Source organism: Pseudomonas sp. MF06569 (assembly GCF_059862735.1).
In genome coordinates this window covers 288,463-308,856 of sequence record NZ_JCBCUZ010000004.1, presented here as the reverse complement: position 1 = coordinate 308,856, position 20,394 = coordinate 288,463, and the positions used below count along the sequence as shown (strand labels likewise).

Below are 20,394 nucleotides of genomic sequence, written 5' to 3'. Positions count from 1 at the left end.
GAGCACGAGGTCGGCAGCCTCGCGTTTGAATTCAGCGGAAAAGGTACGGCGTTGTTTGGTCATCTGACACCTCGATCTGGCGAGTATTCTCGCCTAAAAGGGTGTCCGGTTTCATTAGACCACTACAGTATCAGGACATGGAGTCCGCTAGACGCCCCCCTCAGTCAGCCACTCAACCTTCAAACCCGCAGGACTCAAACGAGGGCCCCTGGCAGCAGATCCCGACGATTTTCAAACAGCTGTCGCCCCGTCAACTGGACGTTGCCAAGCTGGTGAGCAAAGGCCAGACCAACTATCAGATCGCCTGCGATCTGGGCATAACCGAAAACACGGTAAAGCTTTACGTGTCCCAGGTTCTGCGCCTGACCCACATGAACAACCGCACTCAACTGGCCCTCGCGCTGTCCCCTAACGCCCCCGCACAACATCGCCAGAGTGCGCATTAATCGCTGATCCGGCCTCACCTTAATCGCTGGCAACACCTGTGAATAACAGGCTAGCCCGCGACAAGATCAGCTCATTCAGTTCTGCTTGGCCGTGCCGCCCTCATCCTGTTTGTAGTACTCAGGGATCTCATGCTTGTAGCTGTCCAGCCAACGCTGCAGGCTGAGCTCACGCTCGGCCGGAGTCGCCGTTTGGCGTATCGGCGACTGCACGCTGCCACTGACCTGAAGCTGCAGCCAGTTTTCGGTTTCCTGCTGGTTTTTTGGCGTGGGACCGGGCTCGATGGCCACCGCACCCAGCGGGATCAGGGCCAGCAACACCCCCACACGAATAGAAAAAGTCATTGCAAACCTCCAACGCATTATTTGATGACAGCCACCTGGTTGCTGGCTGCCTTGGCTTGAGCCTTCAGCGCTTGCGCCCGGGACTGGGCATCACTCACTTGATCGGGCGTTAATTCGGCGCGGGTGACCAGTTCGGCCGCCTGGGTCCACTGGTCCTGATAAATCAGCAAGGTCACCAGGTTCAGCGCCGCCAACGAGTCATCCTGTTTGAGTTCCAGCGCGGTCAAAAACTCGAACCGGGCATCATCGACACGGCGCTGGTTGAGATAGACCACACCCAGGTCATTGCGGATCTTGGCGTCGGTCGGCGCCAGTTTCGCCGCACGCTCAAGGTGGGCTGTCGCCAATGCGTTGTCGCCACGCCCGGCGGCCAATTGCCCCAGGCCATGCTCCCCTTCTGCCGCCAGGCACGACCCCAAAAGTCCCTGGAACAATGGCTCGGCCTCACTGCGCCCCAACTGACGGTAGATCCGCGCCTTGCGCAGTTGCACCTGCGCGGATCGTTCCGGCAGGTTTTGCAGGTTGGCCAGGCTGGCGTGCAGCTTGCCCTCCTTGGCCATGTCATCGGCCAGGTTCAGCGACAGATCCTGATCAGCACTCAATTTTGTACAACTGCCGCCCATGGCCATCCACGGCGGATTGCTCTGGCCTCCTGTCGCGCAGCCGCCCAGCATCAGCAGCCCACACAAGACGATGACAGCTTTCATGTTCATACCCCTGATCAAGAGAGAAAGGCTCGCGAGATAGCGACAAAGCTCGGCCCGGCCAAGACAATCATTAGCGCCGGGAACAGAAACACCATCATCACTACCGACATCTTGGCGGACATTTTGGAGATGAATTCCTCCATGCGTGTCAGGCGACGGTCATCAAGCAACTCCTTGAGTGCCTGCAATGACTTCATCGCGCCACCGCCCTGCTGAATCAATTGCTGAAGAATCACGCAGGTGTCATTAAATTCGTCCACGTCCAGCAAGCTTGCGGTTTTGCTCAGTTCCTGGCTCAACTCCAACCCCGAATCAACCCGCGACAGCACTACCCGCAACTCGCCTGTAAGCACTGGCAGCAGCTCCCTGGCATCCTGGCTCAGCACCCGTAACGCCTGTTCAACCGCCATGCCGGACTCAAACAGAATGCGCAGCAACGGGATAAAGGTAGACACCTCCACCGCCACTTCTTGTTGCCGCCGCTTTGCAGCGTAGGCCAGCATTCGCTTGGGGATCAGATACCCCAGCGCCAGTGAGAACAACAAAACAACCAATAGATTGCCGGACCTGGGAAAGAACAACTCATGCCCCAAAAACACCAACCCGGCAAACGCAAACGGCGTACCGATCTGAAACGCGGCAAACAGCGAACGCTGACTGGCGGTACGCCAGCCAAGGCGGTTGAGCAGCGTTTGGGTTTCGCTGTCCATCGTGATCGAACGCTGGCCAAACTTGCTGTTGCCCACCATCCGCATCCAGAGACTGAGCTTGCCCGGGCCGCTCTTGTCACCGTCCAGGCGCTGCATCACCCGCTGCTGAGCCAAACGGTCCTGAACCACGTTATTGATCAGCAGCGCCATGGCGCCCAGCAGTAAAACTGCACAAATCAGATAGGCCATGTCATACGCTCCGAACCATGCGCCATAACGCAACGCTGCCAATTATTTGCATCGACAACGCCGTAAGCAGCATGTGTTGCCCACCTCCGTCCTGCCACATTTTGAGCATGTAATCGGGGTTGGTTGACATGAAAAAAACCACCACAAATACCGGCAACATGCCCAGCACCAATGCTGTCATGCGGGTTTCACCGGTCATGGCTCTCAATCTACGAGCCCCCTGTTCACGCTCACGAATCAGCACGATCAGGTTTTCAAGCAGTTCACTGGCGTTGCCGCCGTAGCGATGGTTGACCTTTAAGCCGAGGGCAAACATGCGAAACTCATCGCGCTCATACAGTTCGGCAAAATCGCTCACGGCGTCCGGCAGGCTCACACCCATCTGCACGTTACGTGACACCCGACTGATACTGGTTTTGAGCGGATCACTGGACGCCTCGATTGCGTTCAGCACGGCATCGGCCAAGGTCCGTCCTGCTTTCAGGCTGCGAACGCTGTGATCGAGCAAGAGCGGCAGTTGCTCAACCATGCGCCGTACCCGGCGGTGGTACCGCCAACTGACAAATAACTTGAGCAACAGCAGTGGCAACACCAGCAGCGCGAGAAAAAATACCCAGCCGCCGATCAGGCCAGCCAAAACCACTGCCCCCGCCCACAACGACAGCCATAAACCCAAACGTTCTGACGGACGCCCCAACCCAGCCTGTAAAAAAGCCCGGTCCAGCCACGCAACACCCTGTTTTTTTTCCACCAACTGCGACTGACCTTCACTCAATCGGTCCAGAACACGACTGGTTGTCGAGTCAGTCAAAACCCGATAAACCAAGAACAGAAAAAACACGAGCATCAGTAAACTGATGGCGAAAAGCAGTAAGACCGGGATCATGATTAGCGCCTCAGCCGTGAGCATTCAAAATGGGGTCACGACGCAACTTGTCGCCTGCCGGGTTCAAGGCTTCGCGCATAAAACCAAAACCGGTGCGCTTGTCCAGGCGGAACAGGGTGTTGGTCACGTACACATCGTCACGCACCCCGACCACTTCCAGGACTTCACTGACGCAACGGCGACCATCAGGCATACGCGTGAGCTGGATAATCACGTCCAGTGCAGCGCAAATCATCTGGCGCAGGGTTTTTTCCGCCACGGTGCGGCCCGTCAGGCCCACCAGGGTTTCCAGACGCAACAACGCATCCTGTGCCGTGTTGGCGTGGACAGTGCTCATTGAGCCATCGTGACCGGTGTTCATCGCGGTCAATACGTCGAGCACTTCCACCCCACGAATTTCGCCGAGGATGATGCGGTCCGGACGCATCCGCAGGGCGTTGCGAATCAGGTCGCTGGACTTCACTTCACCATGCCCTTCGGCATTGGGCGGGCGTGTTTCCAGGCGCACCACATGAGGGTGCCCCAGCTGCAGCTCGGCCACGTCTTCGATGGTGACCAAACGTTCGTGGGGGTTGATCAACTGGCTCAGGATATTGAGCAGCGTGGTTTTGCCGGTACCGGTACCGCCGCTGATCAAGATATTGCAGCGCTTGCCCACCGACTCCTGAAAAAACTCATAGATCGCCTGGTCGATGGTTTGCATCGCCACCAGGTCGCTGCTTTTGAGCATGTCCTTGCGAAACTTCCGGATCGACAGGCACGGCCCGTCCAGCGCAATGGGCGGAATGATTGCGTTGACCCGGCTGCCATCCGGCAGACGTGCATCCACCATCGGCGAAGACTCATCCAGGCGCCGCCCCAGCGGCGCCAGAATGCGCTGCATGACCCGTTCAACGTGATGATCGTCGATAAAACGCAAATCGCTCTGGCTAAGCAGACCCTCGCGCTCAACAAACACGCGATGGGGGCCGTTGACCAAAATTTCCGTGACGGCAGGATCTCGCAGCAAGACTTCAAGCGGGCCGAACCCCGTCAGCTCGTCGACGATTTCTTCAGCCAGACGCTCCATTTCATAACGGGAAATGGCCAGGTGCAGGCGCGACACATATTCAGCCACCCGCTCGGTGACAAACTGGGCCAGGGACACACGGGAGCCTTCCAGCAGGTTAACCCCGGTCTCTTCAATGGCATCGATGATGTAGCGATGCAGTACCAGCTTAAGACCGTCATGGTCCGCACGCCCGTCCTTGTACAGGCCGGAGCCAAACAACTGTTCGTTGTTCATTTGGCCCCCCACAGGCGGTTTAACCACGCGCCAGACTTGGAAACCGTTTGCTCGGACGACTGCGAGCGCTTGGTCAATCGCTCACCCAGTTTTTTCAACGCCAGGCTCAGGGCTTCTCGCGGAGCCAGATCAAACAGGGTGGTGGCCTGATTCTTGGCATTGATACGCAGCTCAGGGCTGAGCGCCAGTGTCGCCATCACCGGCAGGCCAAAGCTCTTGCCCAGGGCATCGGCATTCGGGGCAACGCCCCCCATGTAACGATCGATCAATAACCCCGTATGCTCAAATTTCATGCCCTTGGCCCGCCAGCGAGCGAGCACGTCCAGGTTGCGGCGGCAATCAAGCACGCTCTGGTCGGTGTACCACAGCAAACTGTCGCAATGGGTGGCAAAGGTGCGCAGCGCTTCACTGTCTGGCTGCCCCGTGAGGTTGACCACAATGTGCTGGAAGTGCTGACGCAAGGCGCTGAGCAACATATACAACTCGGCGGCGCTGGTTTGCTCCAGCGGCTCATCACTTTCGCTGTGGGCCAATACCCGCAAACCACTTGCTGTCTTGGTAAAGGCACTGTCAATCAAGGTGCTGTCCAGGCGTCGTAAATGGCGCAGGGCATCACCAAAAAAGAACGTACTCTCAAGCCCCAGCACGGCCAGGCCATCGCCACGGGGTACGCCCAGGTCCAGAAACAGGGTTTTTTGATCGTGTTTTTGCACGACCAGCCCAAGGTGGCTGGCAACCAGCGCGCCATCGGCATTGCATTGCGCGCTGAACAACACGCTCAACCCGCCCAGCTCGGCGTTGGGCGCCACCGGCGGCAAGCGTTTGCTCAGACGGCGAACCAGCCCTGCCACTTCACTGGAGCGCGAACCGTAGGCGACAAAATCCCTTGCCCCGGCGCGCATGGCGTTGAGCACCAGCTGGTTATCCATACCGTCGCCCAAGGCAACAATGGCCAGCATGGGCTTGGCTTCCAGCGCGCCTTCAATCAGCGCGCACTGGTTGACCACCTTGTCCCGGTCCAGGCCTACAAAAATCAAGCCGGCAAACGTCACGTCAACCAGGGCCAGCAGTTCATCCAGGCTACTGGTGCCTGCACCCACCACTTGACCCAACGGCGCCAAGGCACCTTGCAACCATTCAAGATCGGTGTTGTTGCGCGTCAGCGCGAGAAATGTCTGGCTCAGGCTTTGGCTCATTGGGATAACCCGCTACGGCTGTTGAATTTGCCGTTTTCCAGGAAGTACAGGCGATACCAGTTAGGGTCGTAGTTACGCAGTTTCTCCCCGGGCATCGATGGCAATGGCGCATTGGCAGCCAATGGCTGAACCAGATGCGGGGTCACGATCATCAGCAATTCTTTCTCTTCGCGGCTGATATTGGAGTCGCGGAAAAACGCGCCAAGGATCGGGATATCCCCCAAGCCAGGAAACTTGTTGACCTGTGAGCTGTTGCGCGAACTGATCAAGCCACTGATCACAAAACTTTCGCCATCGGCCAGGGAAATGCTGGTGTCGGTGCGACGAACCGTCAGGCCCGGTACCAAAGTCCCGGCGATATTCACCGCATTGGTGTAATCCAGCTCACTCACCTCAGGTGCCACTTTCAACATGATGCGATCACGCCCAACCACGGTAGGGGTCAGGGTCAGACGGATACCGAACTCCTTGTACTCGATCGATACGTTGTCGCTGCCGCTGCTGGGTACCGGGATCGGCACCTCACCACCCGCGAGGAAGGTTGCACTCTGCCCGCTCATGGCCACCAAGCTTGGTCGTGCAAGGGTGTAGGCAAAACCGCTGCCTTCCAGGGCATTGATCATCGCTTTGACCTTGCCGCCGCCAAAACCGATGTTGAAATACTTGCTGTTGGCAACCGGACCGCCCGTGATCACGCCTTCAGCCGTACTGAGGAATGAGTTCGGCGAGCCGAACAGGAAGTTGCTGCCCATGCCGAAGATCGAGGTACTGGCCTCTTGCAGTTTGGTGCGGCTGACCTCGACAAAACGAATGTCCGTTTGCACCTGAATGGGCAACGTTGGGTCTTCGGTCGGCGACAACGACGTACCGGTCAAACCCGAAGTGGCCTTGCCCTTGACGAACAGCATGGTCTGGTGTGGCTCTTTCGAACAGGCGCTCCAGACCATCAAACTGGTAGTGCCCGACGCAACGCCGGTCAGCAAAAAGGCGTTTTGGCCATTGGTGCGGACATCGGCAACCGTGGGATCACCCACAGCGATGCGAGAAATGTTGACCGGGAAGCTCATGGCCTTCTGGGCCCCCTGGGGCACTTCCAGTACCGATGGCAATGCGTTGAATGCGGCGCAATTGTCAGCAGCGGCCAGGGCCATTTCCAGAGGCAAACTGCTCAGGATCAATGTCCAGGCAGCACGTTTATAAAACGGAGCGCGACGTTGGCTCATGTTCGATGTCCTTGTAGATCAGGATTTTTATTGGGCCGACTGCTGAGCCGTTTGATTGCCGCGAATAACTTCAATGCCGCGCACTCGAGGAGCGCCAGAGGGACTGCTGACAGGCGCCCTGGCTGGACTGGCCATGGCTAACTGGTTGAATTGATAAAGACTGCGTTTGGCATTCTCAAGGTTAGTCACAGATTGCTGCTCACCCGCCCAATATTTACTCAACCGCTGTTCATCGGCACTGCGCACAGCCAGACGCAGCGTACCGGCCTGGGTTGCGAGCATCAGTTGATTGAGCAGAAGCTCGGGAATCGCCAGCACTGCGGAGCGCGCATTGATCCGGCTCTGCTCCAGCTTGAGTGCTTCTTCGGCATTTTTCGGCTGACTGGCCAACTGGCCATCGCGGGTCAAACCCAGCTCGGCACCGACACTCAGCACACGCACGGCAGGCAAGACCACTTGTGCCGACTGCTGTGGATTCCCGGCGTCCTGGCGCAGAAATAACAGAATATCAACGTAGTCACCCGGGGTTAACTGCCCTCCAGCGGCAGAAACTTCGTCAATCATCACCGCCAGTGCCCGCTCATCAGGGCGGATCATGCGTGCCAGTGGCCCACCCATTTCAAAGCTTTGTTCATTGAGCCAAGTGCCCGCACTCAGGCTGCGCCATGGGGTACGACCTACCGCCTGATCGATTGCAGTGAGGCTGCCTGCAGGCGCGGTACGAAGCTTTTCCAGGGTCACATCGTCAGCCGTCAAGGCCACATTCGGAGGCACATCACGGGCCAGCACCACTACCGATTGACGGGTTTTGTCATCAACTGCCGTTACACCTTGCTCCACAACCTGGGCCACCGGAACTTCGGCAACTGGCTGCTGTCGACTTAATACCAGCCCCCAGTAACCGGCGGCAATTGCCCCTACAAACAGTATGGCGGCCAATATTAAACTGCGTCGATTGTTCATGCACAAACTCCCTTTTTCACTGCGCACGGCAGACTAAAAAACCCATTCACAATCAGGCAGCTATAAAACATCAAGGCTATTGAAACCATTCGCTATTTAAAAATAGCTCAGTTGAAGCAAAATGCCATTAGCGACAATAAAAAGCTCTAATTAATTGTGAATAGTTTGATTTAGCACACATTTTTTAAAATGGCCATTTGGACTAATACTTTGTGATTAGTCCATTGTTACAGTTGTAAGGAAGTGATTTATTGCCAATCCTATGATGGCAGATGGAGATCAACCTGCACCATTGTTACGCAGTGCCCGAGCCGGTGCACTCAAGGAGAAGTCAGATGATGTTAAATACTGTTCTGAAAGTGTATGTGCCTGCACAGGTATTTCTGGCGCGCCAGACCAAGTTATTTATTAAAAGGACAGAGGGTGCATCGGGTATTGAGTATGCGATTATTGCTGCGATGGTCGCAGTGGTTATTGCGGGACTTTCACCAGACGTACAAAAAGCTGTATCAACTATTTTCACGACAATAACAACTGGCCTTAATAAGCCTGTAACACCTTCTGGCGGCTAAACGGCCAAAGTGAGTTTTTATCATGCCCCTCTCCCCATCACGGCAACAACTGCTTCTGGTGGATGACGAAGAGGACGCACTGCTGGAGTTGGCCGAGCTGCTAGAAGGCGAGGACTTTTGTTGCTTTACGGCAACATCAGTCACACTCGCCCTTTCGCAGTTGACCCAGCATCCGGATATTGCGCTGGTCATCACTGACCTGCGCATGCCGGAGGAAAGCGGGATTGCGCTGATCAGGCGCCTGCGTGAGCACACATCGCGCCAGCATTTACCGGTGATTGTCATCTCGGGGCACGCCGACATGAGCGATGTCAGCGACTTGCTGCGGTTGCAGGTACTGGACCTGTTTCGCAAACCCATCTACCACGTGCGCCTGCTCGACACCCTCGACAATCTCTTTCCAAAACCCCCACAGCTACAACTGGCCAGAACATAAAACCCGCCCCATAAAAACCCCGCAGCCTGAGTTGGCGCTGCGGGGTTTTTATATATAACGCTTACAACTGATAACTAAAACTTAGTGTATAGCGCGGCCTGCGATTAAAACTGTCCAACGCTATATCAGACATGGGCTTGGCAACTTCCAGGGCAATGTTGTAGTAACGCTTGTCACCAAAACGCAACCCCAGTGCTGCGGAGGACATGTCCGAGCCTTTTAATGGCAGTTCGTTGTACCAGGCCTTGGCCCTGTCCACGATCGCATAAGGTTGCAGCAACTTGACCCAGTCACCGTCGCGGTTAAAGCTGTAGTTGAGCTCATAGGCCACGCCCCAGCCCTTGTCCCCCGACGCCTGGTCATCCGGATAACCACGACCGAAGTTCTGCCCGCCAAACACTGCCCGCTCGCTGTCAGGCAACGTGTCATCACTCCAGTACAACGCACCCGACACCACGCCCTGCCAGTTATCGAAGTAGCCGTCACTCTGCACACCCGACAAACGCAATCGGAAGAAGTCCAGGTCATAACGGCTGCCAGTCAGGGTGGTTTCGCTCTTGGCACCCATCGCGTCCATGCCCTGATACATACCGGCACTGACAATACGCAACTGCCTGGCATCGGACTTGCGCCAGTCACCTTCAAACGCCAGTGCGCGCACGTTGGTTTTTTCGCTGATGGTCTGGCCGAAGCCTGCCACCTCGTAGTCGGTATTGTCGTTGACGCCATACAACCGGGCACCGGCGCTGAGCCATTGATCCGGCGCGGCAATCAGCGGGTGGCTGACGCCAATCGAGAAGCGGTCATTCTCACGATGAGGCTTGAGTTCAAACCCGTCATCGGTAGCAATGCTGGTGCTCGGATCACTGCGATAACTGGAGCCATACAGGCTCAGTTGCGTGCCTTCGGCATTCAGGTACTGGCTGTAATCGAGACGGTAGTAGTGCTCCTTGTCGCGACCCGGCGGAAACAACCCGCTCAGGGTCAACTGCTCCGCCATGGCCGTTTGCGAGTTACTGCTGACCCCGAACAGTGCCTGGGTACTGTTACGGCTGCCCTCGACAAGGCTCATGCTGGTGGTGAACGGTTTGCGACTGGCACTCACGCGCAGTGTCGAAGCACCGTCGGTGGTGCCCGGTGGCGGCACTTGCGCCTGCAAGGTCACACCGGGAATCCGGCTCATCAGCGTGCTGTAGCGATCAAATGTTTTACGGGTCAGCGGGCGCTCGCCCTTGAGCTTGTCTACCAGCTCATCGATATACCCCTTGACCCGCCCTATATCCCCATCGATCTCGTAATTGCTGACATAGCCTTCGACCAGCACAACACGCACCAGGCCTTGATCGAAGTCCTGTTGAGGCAAAAACGCATACGACAATAAATAGCCATCGTCCTGGTAACGCTTGGTGATGCCGCGCGTGGCCTCGATCAATTCACCCAGGGTGATTTCATGGCCCAGCAGCGGCTTGAACACCGCACCCAACTCGGGCAGCGGGTAAATCGTGCCACCTTCGATCTGCAACTTGCGAATGGTCAGGCGCGTGCCCATGACCAGTGGCTGAGCCTCCCCGGCTGCCGGTTTGGGCAATTCCAGCGCAGGCGCCGGCGGGCGATAGGCATCCACCGGCAAGTTGGGCGTGGGCAAGGTTTGCATGCTGTCGTTGCTATTGAGAAAGCGCGGAAGGGACTCGGCACCCGCGTACGGGGCCAGGGCCAATAACAAAAAGGGAACGCAATTACGCATATGACACTCCATGTTCAACTACAGCGGCATAACGAGGGGGCTTCATCTTTGATTGCGCCGTGAAGCTACCCGAGCATCAGTCCTAAAAACTGCACATGAAAAAAGACGAGAGACTCATCTGAATCTCTCGTCCCAACCAAGCGTAGGCGCTGTAGGTAAGGCCGTCGAACCGGCCAGGTGCAATTAATCGTCAGTTTTTCTTGCCCAGATTGCCCAGCCCACCCAGCACTCCCCCAAGAACACCACCCAGACCTGTACCTGTAACTGTATTGGCACCCGTGTTACTACCTGTACCAGCGCCTGCACCCAACAAGCCGCCGATACCGCCGCTCAGACCTGCGCCTGCACCGGTACTGCCACCCGTGCTTGCGCCCACTCCCAACAGACCGCCAAGACCCAAACCGGCACTTGTACCGCCACTTGTGCTTGCACCTGCACCCAACAGGCCGCCAAGACCGCCGCCAATGCCTGCACCGGCACCTGAACCATTACCCGTGCTTGCACCCGCACCCAGCAGGCCGCCAAGACCGCCACCAATGCCTGCACCGGCACCTGAACCATTACCCGTGCTTGCACCTGCACCCAGCAGGCCGCCAAGACCGCCACCCAGACCCGAGCCTGTGCCCGTGTTTGCAGCCGGGTTCAGCAGGCCGCCCGCCTTGTCGACCGCACCGCCCACGCCCACCAGCACGCCACCTACCAGCGAGGTCACCGGGTTTTTGTCGCCGGTTGTAGACACCTTGGTGCCAAGACCGCTCACGGTGCCACCGACTTTGGTCAGCAGCCCATCCACCGGGGCTCCGAGGCCTGTGGTGGTACCCACTTTGCCCGTGACGTTTTCTGCCAGGGAAATGACCGGTACCAGGACCTTGTCATTCACGCCCCCGGTCACCTTGCCCAGTTGGCCACTGTTCACATTGGTGGTCAGTGTGTCACCGAGCATGGTCACGGTTGTACCGACTTTGTTGACCAGCCCACCTGTGGTGTCAGTCACTTTGCCCACCAGGCCACCGGCAAACGGGATCTGGCTGATTGGCGTGTTATCGAGCACCGTGCTCAAGCCAGTACCGACGGACGAAACGCCTTTACCCAGCTCGCTGACCGCATTGGTCGCACCCGCTACGGTGATGCCCAGGGAATTCTTGTCTGTGCCCAACGTACCCAGGCCATTTGTCAGGCCAGTGGTGACGGAGCTCACGGCATCGCCGGTTTTGACCACCAGGCCGCCACCCAGGGTGCCGACTACCGGCACCGGGGTCAGGGCAGTGCCCAGACCACTGACAGTGGTGCCTACGCCACCCAGGGCAGTACCGACTTGACCTACCACCTGACCTGTAACCAGAGGCGTGCTGCCAGTACCACCGCCAGTTCCGCCGCCAGTACCACCGCCGGTTCCGCCACCAGTACCACCACCGGTTCCACCGCCAGTACCACCACTGGTTCCACCATCAGTACCGCCGCCGGTACCGGTGCCGCCGCCTGAGCCACTGTTAGTTGAGGTCACATAGCTTTTGGAACCGCCACCACCACTGCTGCAGCCTGCCAGGCTGACAGTCATGACCAACAATAATGCTGTACTGGTTTTAAACCACAGTTGAGTGTTCATGATTAATTCCCTTGCACCTGTTACGCCTGAGTTCGAAGTTCCCTGCTCTGCGTCAGGGATACATTCATCCGTTGGGTACATAACAACCTCAAGGGCCTTATCAAACAATTCACAACTTGGTATTAACCCCTTATATAAAAAGGCCGACACCCTGCTTGAGAACTAATACTTTAGCGTTAAGAACGTATTAAAAAGCGTTATTTATCAAGGACAGGGACTGCCTGCCAAAGTAAAAAACCAATCACCAAACTTTAGTTATATATACAATTAACAGCGTTTTATAAGCGCTTTAACCCGCCAAACCGCTTTGATTACCTCACTCCACCACACTGAACTCGACACGGGCGGTTTGCCCGCTTTCGTCCAGCACACTGAGCTCATAACGCCCCACGTGTTCCAGGGTGGTGCTGAATACCTCCAGTGGCAGGCTGTCCCCCAAAGGGGCGCCGTTGATAAACCACCACCGCCGCCCCTCTCCGCCCAGGGTCGTCAATGCCAGCCGCAACAGCGCCTGGCTCGCAGCCGGGCGGCGCAGGCGGTCGCCTTCGCGCACGCCCGCAATCGACAGCGGCGTCACTGCACTCAAGGGCGGTGGCGGGCATTGGCGTGAGGCGTCTGGCAGTCGCGCCTCACGCCGTTCAACACGGGGTAGCCACGGTTCAAGCGGTGCAGGCCACAATGCCACCTCACGTACTTGCGCATCCGGGCATTGCGCACCCACGCGCAGGCCCCGGGAATTGACCCGGATGGTTTCCTTGAGCCCCACCCCCAACGGCTGATCCGCCGCGAGCAAGGTCGGAGGAGTGGTGTGATCCAACGTCCAGGCAAAGCGTTGACGACGGCAATTGGGGTCACTCTTGTTCATGGGTTGGCCCAATGGCCAGCAGATCGCAGCCACACCGACGCTGTCAGGTACGGCCTGCACCGGCGCCACAATGCCGCGCTGGCTGTCGCGGTTACTCAGCACATCGTGGACTTGCAGCATCAAGGGGGCCGCCGACGCCAGGCCAAACTGCCCCGGCACGGGCGTGCCATCCGGGCGGCCGATCCACACGCCGATCAGATAACGCGGGCCAACCCCGATCGCCAGCGCATCGCGAAAGCCATAGCTGGTGCCGGTCTTCCAGGCCAATTGCGGGCGCTGCACCAGATCGGCATGGGGGTCACGATCCGGGCGCGCCTGGCCGCTGAGAATGCGCCGGATGATCCACGCCGCACCTGGGGACAGCATGGGGCGCTCGCGTAATTCGTCACTCGGTTGCAGACGTAAATTGGCGCTGCGCCCTTCTCGCGCCAGTGCGCTGTAGCCACTGACCAGATCCTCCAGGCGACTGCCGGCGCCGCCCAGAATCAGCGCCAGATTGGGTTGCGCGAGAGCCGGCAGGCTCAACGGCACGCCGCCATTGCGCATATCGGCGGCAAAACGCTTGGGGCCATACGCTTCCAGCAACTGCACGGCGGGCAAGTTAAGGGAAGTCACCAGCGCTGCACTGGCCGATACCGGCCCGCTAAACCCCGTGGAGAAATTACCCGGTCGATAGTCGCCATAGCGCCGGGGCACATCCTGCAGCAACGACTCGGAGTGGATCAGCCCCGCATCCATTGCCATGCCATACAAAAACGGCTTGAGGGTGGAGCCCGGCGAGCGCATGGCGGTGATCATGTCGACATGGCCAAAGCGGCGCGCATCGTTGATATCCACCGACCCCAGATAGGCGCGTACCGCCATGCTCTCGGTCTCGACCACCACGATGGCGGCCGACGTGTGATCGGGTAAACGGGCGCGCCAGCCCAGCAGCAAGTCTTCGAGACGGCGCTGCAGGCTGGCGTCGATCGTGGTGCGGATCAGCGGCGGGCTGTCCGGGCGGTTGAGCCGTCGTGCCAGCAACGGCGCCAGGCTCGGTTCCAGGCGCGGCGCCAGCAACAGCGGTTCTTCCTGCGCCTCGTCAACCGCCGATTGCGGCCACACCCGGTATTCGGCCAAGCGGCGCAACACCTTGTCCCGCGCCACTTGTGCCCGCCCCGGATGACGGTCGGGACGCAAGCGGCTCGGCGCCTGGGGCAACACGGCGAGCAGCGCCGCCTCGGAATGGGTGAGCTGGAGCGGCGACTTGCCCAGATAAGCCCAACTGGCCGCCGCGACCCCCTGTAACGTGCCGCCGAACGGAGCCCGGTTGAGGTACAGCGCAAGAATCTGGTCCTTGGACAAGTGCCATTCCAGCTGCGCCGTACGCCACAACTGGCGCAGTTTGCCGGGCAGCGTGCGCTCATGGGGATCGAGCAAACGCGCCACCTGCATCGACAACGTACTGCCGCCTGACAACACCCGCCCGCCCGTCAGGTTTTGCCAGGCCGCGCGGCCCAACGCCAAGGGATTGATTCCGGGGTGCTGAAAAAACCAGCGGTCTTCGTAGGTCAGCAAAGCGTCCAGGTACAACGGCGATACTTCACCGGTTTGCACCGGATAGCGCCACACGCCATTGGCATCGGCAAACCGCCACAGGGGCGTGCCGTCTTCGGCCAATACCACGCGGGCCAGATCATCCCGGGGCAAGGGCAACGGCCAGATCCTGTCGGCCAGCCACAGCAATGCGCACGCCAGCAGCAGACCGGCGAGCGTCCAGCCCACTATTTTTTTGATCCTTGCCCCCACTGACTCTCACTCTCTACGCAACTTGCGGCATGGATGGATGCCTAATCTGGCACAGTGGCCACCTTACTCATCGGAACATGACCATGCACGTCGAAAGTTTTATCGGAAATCTTGGCCTCTGGCTGGGCACACTGGTTCGTTTTATCGTGGAGAGCCTGAACGGCCTGTTTGGCGCCATCACAGACGCAGGCAGCAGCTTTATCGAAGGCATGGCGCGCGCGTTGGGTATGGACACCTCGATCATCAGCATTGCGGTACTGATCATCGGCTTGCTGTTTCTGTACAACGCCGTGCGCGCCTTCATGCGCGCCTCGGTCATCGGTGGCGTGATCTGGCTGCTGCTGGGCCTGTGGGTGCTGAGCTGGATCATCAACTGAGCAGCCATCCCCTTCACGCCTGTGGGAGCGGGCTTGCTCGCGAAAGAGTCGCCGCGGTTTGTCTGTTACACCGCGTCATCGCCATCGCGAGCAAGCCCGCTCCCACACCGGTCAGCGGCCCTTGATCACCATGTCCCCCGGTGTTTCACCCACGGCCTGCCAGTTGGGGCGGTACATCGACTCCACTTGCGGCGGCGGGACGCGGTAGGTGCCAGGGGTCACGGCACGGGCCAGGTACAGCAGGTGCGTGGTGCCGTAGCCATCCAGTTTCAACGCTGCCACATACCGATCATCCCGATATTCCTGGTGCTGCACGCTGGCGTTCTGCATCGACTCGCGCCATTGCTTGACCTGGGTGCTGGCGTTTTCAAGGCTGGCTGCGCTTTGGCCCAGGTTCTGGTTTTCAAGCTCCAGACCCGCTGGCAGCAAATCGACCACCAGCGCATCCGGCACCTGCTGCTTGGCCGTCACGGCCAGGTGCACCAGCACCAGATCACCACTTTTAAGCGCCTTGAGGTTCAACGGCTCCCCGTTCATGCCCAGGTAGTCACGGCGAATGCTCATGTTCTCGCCGCCCGCCGCCGGGGCTTGTTGTGGATAACCTGAAATCGTCAGTTGTTGGTAAACCGGCGCACTGCCTTCGTTGCGCAAGGTCAGTGGCGAGGCCAGCAGCGGCCCGTCGAGCTTGAGGCCCGACTGGGCATTGTTCAGCTCGCGGGTCTGGTCGCCACTGGCAAGCTGCACCGACCACTTGGCTTCAGGCTGGCTCAACAGATCGCGACCGGCAAGGAACAGCGCGTTGCGCTCCTGGGTCGACAGCCACTGGCTCGCCGCCAACTGATCGGACAAGTCGAACACCCGTTGCTCGCGCTGGCCGGCCATCAAGTTGTTTTCTTCCAGCAAGGCCAGAATCAGAGCCTGATCGCGCAGCGGGCTACCGTAATCGCCCAGCCATTGATCGGCTTTACGGGTCACTGCCAGGCCCGCCACCAGCGCCTGATCAGCCCGTGGTTGGTCGCCCATCTTCTGCAAGGCAATCGACAACTGCACCAACGGCAGGCCGGAACGGGCATCGCTGCGCCGCTCGAAAATGCTGCGCAATGCACCCAGCGGTGCTTGCTGACTACGGGCCAGGACCATCGCCGCATAGGCCTGCACGGCAAAGCGGGTGTGTTCGAGGTTTTCGCTGTAATCGGCCTCGATCAGGTTGCGTTCCTGCACATAGCGCAGCAAGCGCTCGCTGGCCTTTTTAAGCGCTTCGGGCGGCACGGCATAGCCTTGATCCCGGGCACGCAGCAAGAAATCGGTGACATAGGCGGTGAGCCAATACTCTTCCTGACCGTCCGCGCCCCACAGGCCGAAGCTGCCGTTGTAACGCTGCATGCCCAGCAGGCGCTCGATACCCAACTCGATTTTGCGTTTGCGCTCGGTGTCCGGTTCGCCTTCCAGGCCCAGGCGTTTGAGCAGGGCCGCATCGGCATACAGCGCCGGGTAAAGGCCGCTGGTGGTCTGCTCGGAGCAGCCGTAGGGGTAGGCCTTGAGCGCCCGGATCTGCTCGCCCAGGTTCAGCGGCGGACGACTCGACAGGCTGAGCAAGGCTTCACGCCCGGCCGGCTCAAAGGCTTGCAGCTCGCCCTCGGGCAGGCTCCAGGGCTGGTCGTTGAGCACGGCACGGTAATGCTTGAGCAATGCGGGATACGCCGGGCGCACGCCCAGCGTCCATTCGCGGGTGAACGGCGCCAGGGTTTCACCCGGCAGGTCCAGGCCATTGACCGTCACCTTGACCACACCGGTGCCATACCCGCCCAGCGCCTTGACCGGAACCTGCAAGGTACTGCGCTGGCCGGGGCTGAGTGTCAGGTTCTGTGTCGCGTCACCCAGCAGGCTCAGTTGCCCCTCGGTGTTGAGCTTCACATGCAGCGTTTGCGGCGTGTCGGTGAGGTTGGACACGTCCAGCGCCAGCCGTGTTTCGTCGCCACCGGCCAAAAAGCGCGGTGCCGCCAGTTCGGCCACCAAGGGCGCGGCGACCACGGTTTTGGCCTCGGCCATGCCGTAGCGATCATCGGTCCAGGCTTGAGCCATCAGGCGCAGCTCGCCATTGAAGTCAGGGATATCCACACTGACTTCACCTTCGCCCTGCTCGTTCAGGGTCACGGGTGCGCTTTGCAGTGCCACGATCGTCACACTGGTGGCAGGCCGCTTGCCGCCTTTGGCCAGCGCTGCATCGCCACCGAACGCCAGGCTGGCCAAACGGCCTTGCCCGGTTTCGATCAATTGCCCGTAGATGTCCAGCTGATCCGCGCCATAGGCCTTGCGCCCAAACAGACTGGCAAATGGATCGGGAGTCGGGTAGTCGGTGATGTTGAGCACGCCCACATCCACGGCGGCCAGCAGCACATGGGCTTGCTTGGGGATGCTGCCATCGGCGTTCTTAGCGTGGAGTTTCACCGTCAATGGCTGCTTGGGACGCATTTTCTCAGGGGCATCGAGAGTGAGTGCCAACTTGCGCTGGCTGCGATCGATCGGCAAATGCAGCACGCCCACGGCACGCTTGGGAGTGATGTTGGTCTTGCGCTCACCCGGGCGAATCACCAGGGCGCTGATGTACAAGTCATGCCGCGCCCAGCGTGGGTCAAGCTTGACGTCGAAGACCTTGCCCTCGGCAGGCACCTCGATTTCTTCCCACCACAACGGACCGTCGCTGCCTTCAACCAGCAAATAGCCTTTGCCTGCCGCTGGCGGCGTGACCGTTACCCTGGCCGTGTCGCCATCGGCATAGGCAGCCTTGTCCAGCGCCAGCTTGACCTGATCGGGGCGCACGGCGCCGCCTTCGGCGTTGTCCTGGGCGCGATAACCGGCCCAGAAGCGCAGGCTGCTGATCAAGCCGGTTTTCGGGTCTTCAACTTCAACGCGATACGGCCCCCACTCGACCGGGAAGCTGACCTTGGCGGTTTCGCCCGCCTTGAGGCTGAGGGTTTCTTCGTTGAGGTTCAGAAACTTCTCGTTGTAGTGGTAGCTCCAGCCGTCGCTGTCCGAGTAGTTCCAGTAATAGTCACGGCGCTCGCGCACCAAGCGCACCTTGAGGTCGTCGGCGGCCAGCTTGTTGCCCTGGCTGTCGGCAACCAGCAGCTCGAATTCAACCGGGCCATCACCGTCGGTTTCAGTGCCGTCAAACAGGCCGCGAATGCCCGGAAGACGATCCGCTGGCCACACCGCCTGCACCAGACGCCGGGTAATCGGCCGCCCGCCCGACTCTTGCAGACTGGCCTGCACAATCAGTTGCAACGGGGATTTGGCATCGCTCCACTGGCTTTCGAGGCTGATGGTTTCCTTGCCTTCGGCATCGAGAACGCTTTCGTCCAGTTCCAGGTCCTGAGTCAGCTCGGGTTCTGTCACCGATCCGAACTCATAGCCCGGCAAGGTGCTGACGGCCTCGCGCAATGGCCGCACATAGACTTGACCACTCAAGCGATTACCCGCCGCCGGAGCGCCATACAAGTAGCGGCCATTGACCTGGATTTCAGCGGTTTGCTCAGGGCTCAGCGGCGTATCGCTGCCCTTTAGCTCCAGCGCCAAACGCTCGGGCAGGAAGTCCTCGACCAAAAACTCGTACAGCTGCGGCTTGCCGTCACCGAAGTCGAACACCAACTGCCAGCGCCCGGTCGGGGCTTCAGCAGCCAGTTGCAACGGGTACTGATACAACCCTGAAGCGTCTGGCGACCACACAAACTTGCGGCTGACCTGCTCGTCCGGACGACGCACTTCAACGCTGACCGGCTGCGGCTTGACCGGGTTGCCATCGCGGTCGCGCAACAAGGCATTGAGCAAAACGGTTTCGCCGGGGCGATACAGGTCACGAGGGCCAAACACAAAGAACTGCAGCGGATGCCCCTGGGGGCCGCCAATATCGAATTCGGCCAGGTCCAGCGCCGCCGTGTTCAGGCGCAGCAAGCTGGTTTGATCGCCTTGGCGCGCAACCAGCACTTCGGCCTTGGGTGGCAACGCCAGTTCGGCGTGACCGTCTTTACCGGTTTTACCCTGGCCCAGCATCTGGCCTTTGCCGTCGAGCAATTCCAGCTCGACACCCGCCAGGGCGCTACCGCCTTCAAGGGCCTGGGTGAATACATCCAGGCGCTTCTGGTAACGGTGTACCGAAAGACCGATATCGCTGAGGGTGAACAAGGTGGCAGGGGTCGAATAGTTGTAGCTGCCCGTCGCCGTCATCACCGCCAGATACACGCCCGGCTGCTGCAAAGGCTTGATTCCGGACGTCGGCAAGATCAGGGTTTCACGGGTATTGCGCGCCGGGTTCAAGTCAAAACGGCCGCCGTACACCAGCTCGGCCATGCTCAGCAGATCCTTGGCTTCGTAGCTTTGCAGGCTGCTGTTGCGACCCCATTGACTGAGAAACGCTGGCAGGGACTCGGGTTTGACCCGGAAGAACTCAACATCCACCTTGTCGACGTTCAGCGCGATCACCGGCAAGCCTTCGGCCAGGCGGGTGGGCAGCAAGTTGCCACGGCTGGCAAAACCGACCGTGGGTTGCAGGTCACGGGTTTCAAGGCGGCTGATGTACTCGGCGGCCAACGTGGCGTCGTTGACGGCACGCAGGCCGGGGTCAACGGTGAGGATCAGTTTGCGCTGAGGCTCAAGATGGCGCAGGCGCAGTTCCATCAGGTTATCCGACAGCTCCCAGGCGCCATCGACCTTGCCGGTTTTGGCATCGACCAGATGCAGCTTGTCTGCAAAATTCTGCTCAGGATGGAGCGGCACCGAAAAGCTCACGGACAAGGTGCTGGCTCCGTCCAGTTGCACCTCGGACACATCCACCACACTTAACTCACGCCCGGCGTAACGCTGGGCCAGGGCCTTGACGTCCTGCACCGGCTTGGCGGGCTGGCTCGCGGCAACGGTCGGCGCAGCAGGCTTGTCGACGCTCGAAGAATCGCAAGCGCTCAACAGCGCCAGCGTGCAGGCCAGGAACAATCCTTTGTTAAGCATGGTGTTCTCGTTAACTGGGCAGATAAAGGGCGACTATATAACAGCCGGTGGGGAACCA

15 protein-coding genes and 1 pseudogene are annotated in these 20,394 nt (G+C 59.4%); 4 read left to right on the top strand and 12 right to left on the bottom strand.

Going from position 1 to position 20,394, the window contains the following annotated elements:
• Positions 1 to 128: 128 nt before the first annotated feature.
• Positions 129 to 446: pseudogene (locus AC19YQ_RS06835) on the top strand (helix-turn-helix domain-containing protein); the annotation flags it as partial.
• A 75-nt stretch (positions 447 to 521) separates the two neighbouring features.
• Here AC19YQ_RS06835 and AC19YQ_RS06830 read toward each other — a convergent pair.
• Genes AC19YQ_RS06830 through cpaB form a run of 8 tightly spaced genes read right to left on the bottom strand, consistent with a single transcriptional unit; the run spans position 522 to position 7,947 of the window.
• On the bottom strand, positions 522 to 788 hold the full coding sequence (locus tag AC19YQ_RS06830; protein WP_339474707.1) for a DUF3613 domain-containing protein: 267 nt from the start codon (positions 786 to 788) through the stop codon (positions 522 to 524).
• 17 nt (positions 789 to 805) lie between these two features.
• A complete protein-coding gene (locus AC19YQ_RS06825; RefSeq protein WP_500594848.1) occupies positions 806 to 1,495 on the bottom strand; it encodes a tetratricopeptide repeat protein in 690 nt (229 codons plus the stop codon).
• A gap of 14 nt (positions 1,496 to 1,509) precedes the next feature.
• Entirely contained in the window at positions 1,510 to 2,394 is an 885-nt protein-coding gene (locus AC19YQ_RS06820; protein ID WP_500594847.1) for a type II secretion system F family protein, read from the bottom strand.
• A gap of 1 nt (position 2,395) precedes the next feature.
• A complete protein-coding gene (locus tag AC19YQ_RS06815; protein WP_500594846.1) occupies positions 2,396 to 3,280 on the bottom strand; it encodes a type II secretion system F family protein in 885 nt (294 codons plus the stop codon).
• A gap of 10 nt (positions 3,281 to 3,290) precedes the next feature.
• Positions 3,291 to 4,565, bottom strand: a complete 1,275-nt coding sequence (locus tag AC19YQ_RS06810) for a TadA family conjugal transfer-associated ATPase (protein WP_133078790.1) — start codon at positions 4,563 to 4,565, stop codon at positions 3,291 to 3,293.
• The gene (locus tag AC19YQ_RS06805) at positions 4,562 to 5,761 is read right to left on the bottom strand and encodes a CpaE/TadZ family protein (protein ID WP_500594845.1); all 1,200 of its coding nucleotides are present in this window, start codon (positions 5,759 to 5,761) and stop codon (positions 4,562 to 4,564) included. Before AC19YQ_RS06805 ends, AC19YQ_RS06810 begins: the two co-directional genes overlap by 4 nt.
• Entirely contained in the window at positions 5,758 to 6,984 is a 1,227-nt protein-coding gene (locus tag AC19YQ_RS06800) for a type II and III secretion system protein family protein (RefSeq protein WP_500594844.1), read from the bottom strand. Before AC19YQ_RS06800 ends, AC19YQ_RS06805 begins: the two co-directional genes overlap by 4 nt.
• A gap of 27 nt (positions 6,985 to 7,011) precedes the next feature.
• On the bottom strand, positions 7,012 to 7,947 hold the full coding sequence (gene cpaB, locus AC19YQ_RS06795; RefSeq protein WP_500594843.1) for a Flp pilus assembly protein CpaB: 936 nt from the start codon (positions 7,945 to 7,947) through the stop codon (positions 7,012 to 7,014).
• A 335-nt stretch (positions 7,948 to 8,282) separates the two neighbouring features.
• On the opposite strand from cpaB, the gene AC19YQ_RS06790 reads away from it, so the two are divergent.
• Together AC19YQ_RS06790 and AC19YQ_RS06785 are read left to right on the top strand one after the other, a co-directional pair.
• Positions 8,283 to 8,519, top strand: coding sequence for a Flp family type IVb pilin (locus AC19YQ_RS06790; RefSeq protein WP_500594842.1), 237 nt, complete (start codon positions 8,283 to 8,285; stop codon positions 8,517 to 8,519).
• A 22-nt stretch (positions 8,520 to 8,541) separates the two neighbouring features.
• The gene (locus tag AC19YQ_RS06785; protein ID WP_339474719.1) at positions 8,542 to 8,955 is read left to right on the top strand and encodes a response regulator; all 414 of its coding nucleotides are present in this window, start codon (positions 8,542 to 8,544) and stop codon (positions 8,953 to 8,955) included.
• Between the two features lie 61 nt (positions 8,956 to 9,016).
• Here the strand turns inward: AC19YQ_RS06785 and AC19YQ_RS06780 are convergent, their stop codons facing one another.
• The 3 genes from AC19YQ_RS06780 to pbpC form a co-directional block, all read right to left on the bottom strand.
• A complete protein-coding gene (locus AC19YQ_RS06780) occupies positions 9,017 to 10,699 on the bottom strand; it encodes a ShlB/FhaC/HecB family hemolysin secretion/activation protein (RefSeq protein ID WP_500594841.1) in 1,683 nt (560 codons plus the stop codon).
• Positions 10,700 to 10,889: 190 nt separating this feature from the next.
• Complete coding sequence (locus tag AC19YQ_RS06775) at positions 10,890 to 12,305, bottom strand: collagen-like triple helix repeat-containing protein (RefSeq protein ID WP_500594840.1); 1,416 nt, start codon at positions 12,303 to 12,305, stop codon at positions 10,890 to 10,892.
• A 316-nt stretch (positions 12,306 to 12,621) separates the two neighbouring features.
• Positions 12,622 to 14,934, bottom strand: coding sequence for a peptidoglycan glycosyltransferase PbpC (gene pbpC / locus AC19YQ_RS06770; RefSeq protein ID WP_339474722.1), 2,313 nt, complete (start codon positions 14,932 to 14,934; stop codon positions 12,622 to 12,624).
• 107 nt (positions 14,935 to 15,041) lie between these two features.
• Between pbpC and AC19YQ_RS06765 the strand changes: the two genes are divergently transcribed.
• Entirely contained in the window at positions 15,042 to 15,335 is a 294-nt protein-coding gene (locus AC19YQ_RS06765; RefSeq protein ID WP_500594839.1) for a hypothetical protein, read from the top strand.
• Between the two features lie 111 nt (positions 15,336 to 15,446).
• On the opposite strand, the gene AC19YQ_RS06760 is transcribed toward AC19YQ_RS06765, so the two are convergent.
• Positions 15,447 to 20,336, bottom strand: a complete 4,890-nt coding sequence (locus AC19YQ_RS06760; protein WP_500594838.1) for an alpha-2-macroglobulin family protein — start codon at positions 20,334 to 20,336, stop codon at positions 15,447 to 15,449.
• Between the last annotated feature and the right edge of the window lie 58 nt (positions 20,337 to 20,394).

What these genes read in the sequence shown, in the direction of transcription:
- AC19YQ_RS06830 (WP_339474707.1), bottom strand. Translation starts at nt 788, where the DNA reads ATGACTTTTTCTATTCGTGTGGGGGTGTTGCTGGCCCTGATCCCGCTG.
- AC19YQ_RS06825 (WP_500594848.1), bottom strand. Translation starts at nt 1,495, where the DNA reads ATGAAAGCTGTCATCGTCTTGTGTGGGCTGCTGATGCTGGGCGGCTGC.
- AC19YQ_RS06820 (WP_500594847.1), bottom strand. Translation starts at nt 2,394, where the DNA reads ATGGCCTATCTGATTTGTGCAGTTTTACTGCTGGGCGCCATGGCGCTG.
- AC19YQ_RS06815 (WP_500594846.1), bottom strand. Translation starts at nt 3,280, where the DNA reads ATGATCCCGGTCTTACTGCTTTTCGCCATCAGTTTACTGATGCTCGTG.
- AC19YQ_RS06810 (WP_133078790.1), bottom strand. Translation starts at nt 4,565, where the DNA reads ATGAACAACGAACAGTTGTTTGGCTCCGGCCTGTACAAGGACGGGCGT.
- AC19YQ_RS06805 (WP_500594845.1), bottom strand. Translation starts at nt 5,761, where the DNA reads ATGAGCCAAAGCCTGAGCCAGACATTTCTCGCGCTGACGCGCAACAAC.
- AC19YQ_RS06800 (WP_500594844.1), bottom strand. Translation starts at nt 6,984, where the DNA reads ATGAGCCAACGTCGCGCTCCGTTTTATAAACGTGCTGCCTGGACATTG.
- cpaB (WP_500594843.1), bottom strand. Translation starts at nt 7,947, where the DNA reads ATGAACAATCGACGCAGTTTAATATTGGCCGCCATACTGTTTGTAGGG.
- AC19YQ_RS06790 (WP_500594842.1), top strand. Translation starts at nt 8,283, where the DNA reads ATGATGTTAAATACTGTTCTGAAAGTGTATGTGCCTGCACAGGTATTT.
- AC19YQ_RS06785 (WP_339474719.1), top strand. Translation starts at nt 8,542, where the DNA reads ATGCCCCTCTCCCCATCACGGCAACAACTGCTTCTGGTGGATGACGAA.
- AC19YQ_RS06780 (WP_500594841.1), bottom strand. Translation starts at nt 10,699, where the DNA reads ATGCGTAATTGCGTTCCCTTTTTGTTATTGGCCCTGGCCCCGTACGCG.
- AC19YQ_RS06775 (WP_500594840.1), bottom strand. Translation starts at nt 12,305, where the DNA reads ATGAACACTCAACTGTGGTTTAAAACCAGTACAGCATTATTGTTGGTC.
- AC19YQ_RS06765 (WP_500594839.1), top strand. Translation starts at nt 15,042, where the DNA reads ATGCACGTCGAAAGTTTTATCGGAAATCTTGGCCTCTGGCTGGGCACA.
- AC19YQ_RS06760 (WP_500594838.1), bottom strand. Translation starts at nt 20,336, where the DNA reads ATGCTTAACAAAGGATTGTTCCTGGCCTGCACGCTGGCGCTGTTGAGC.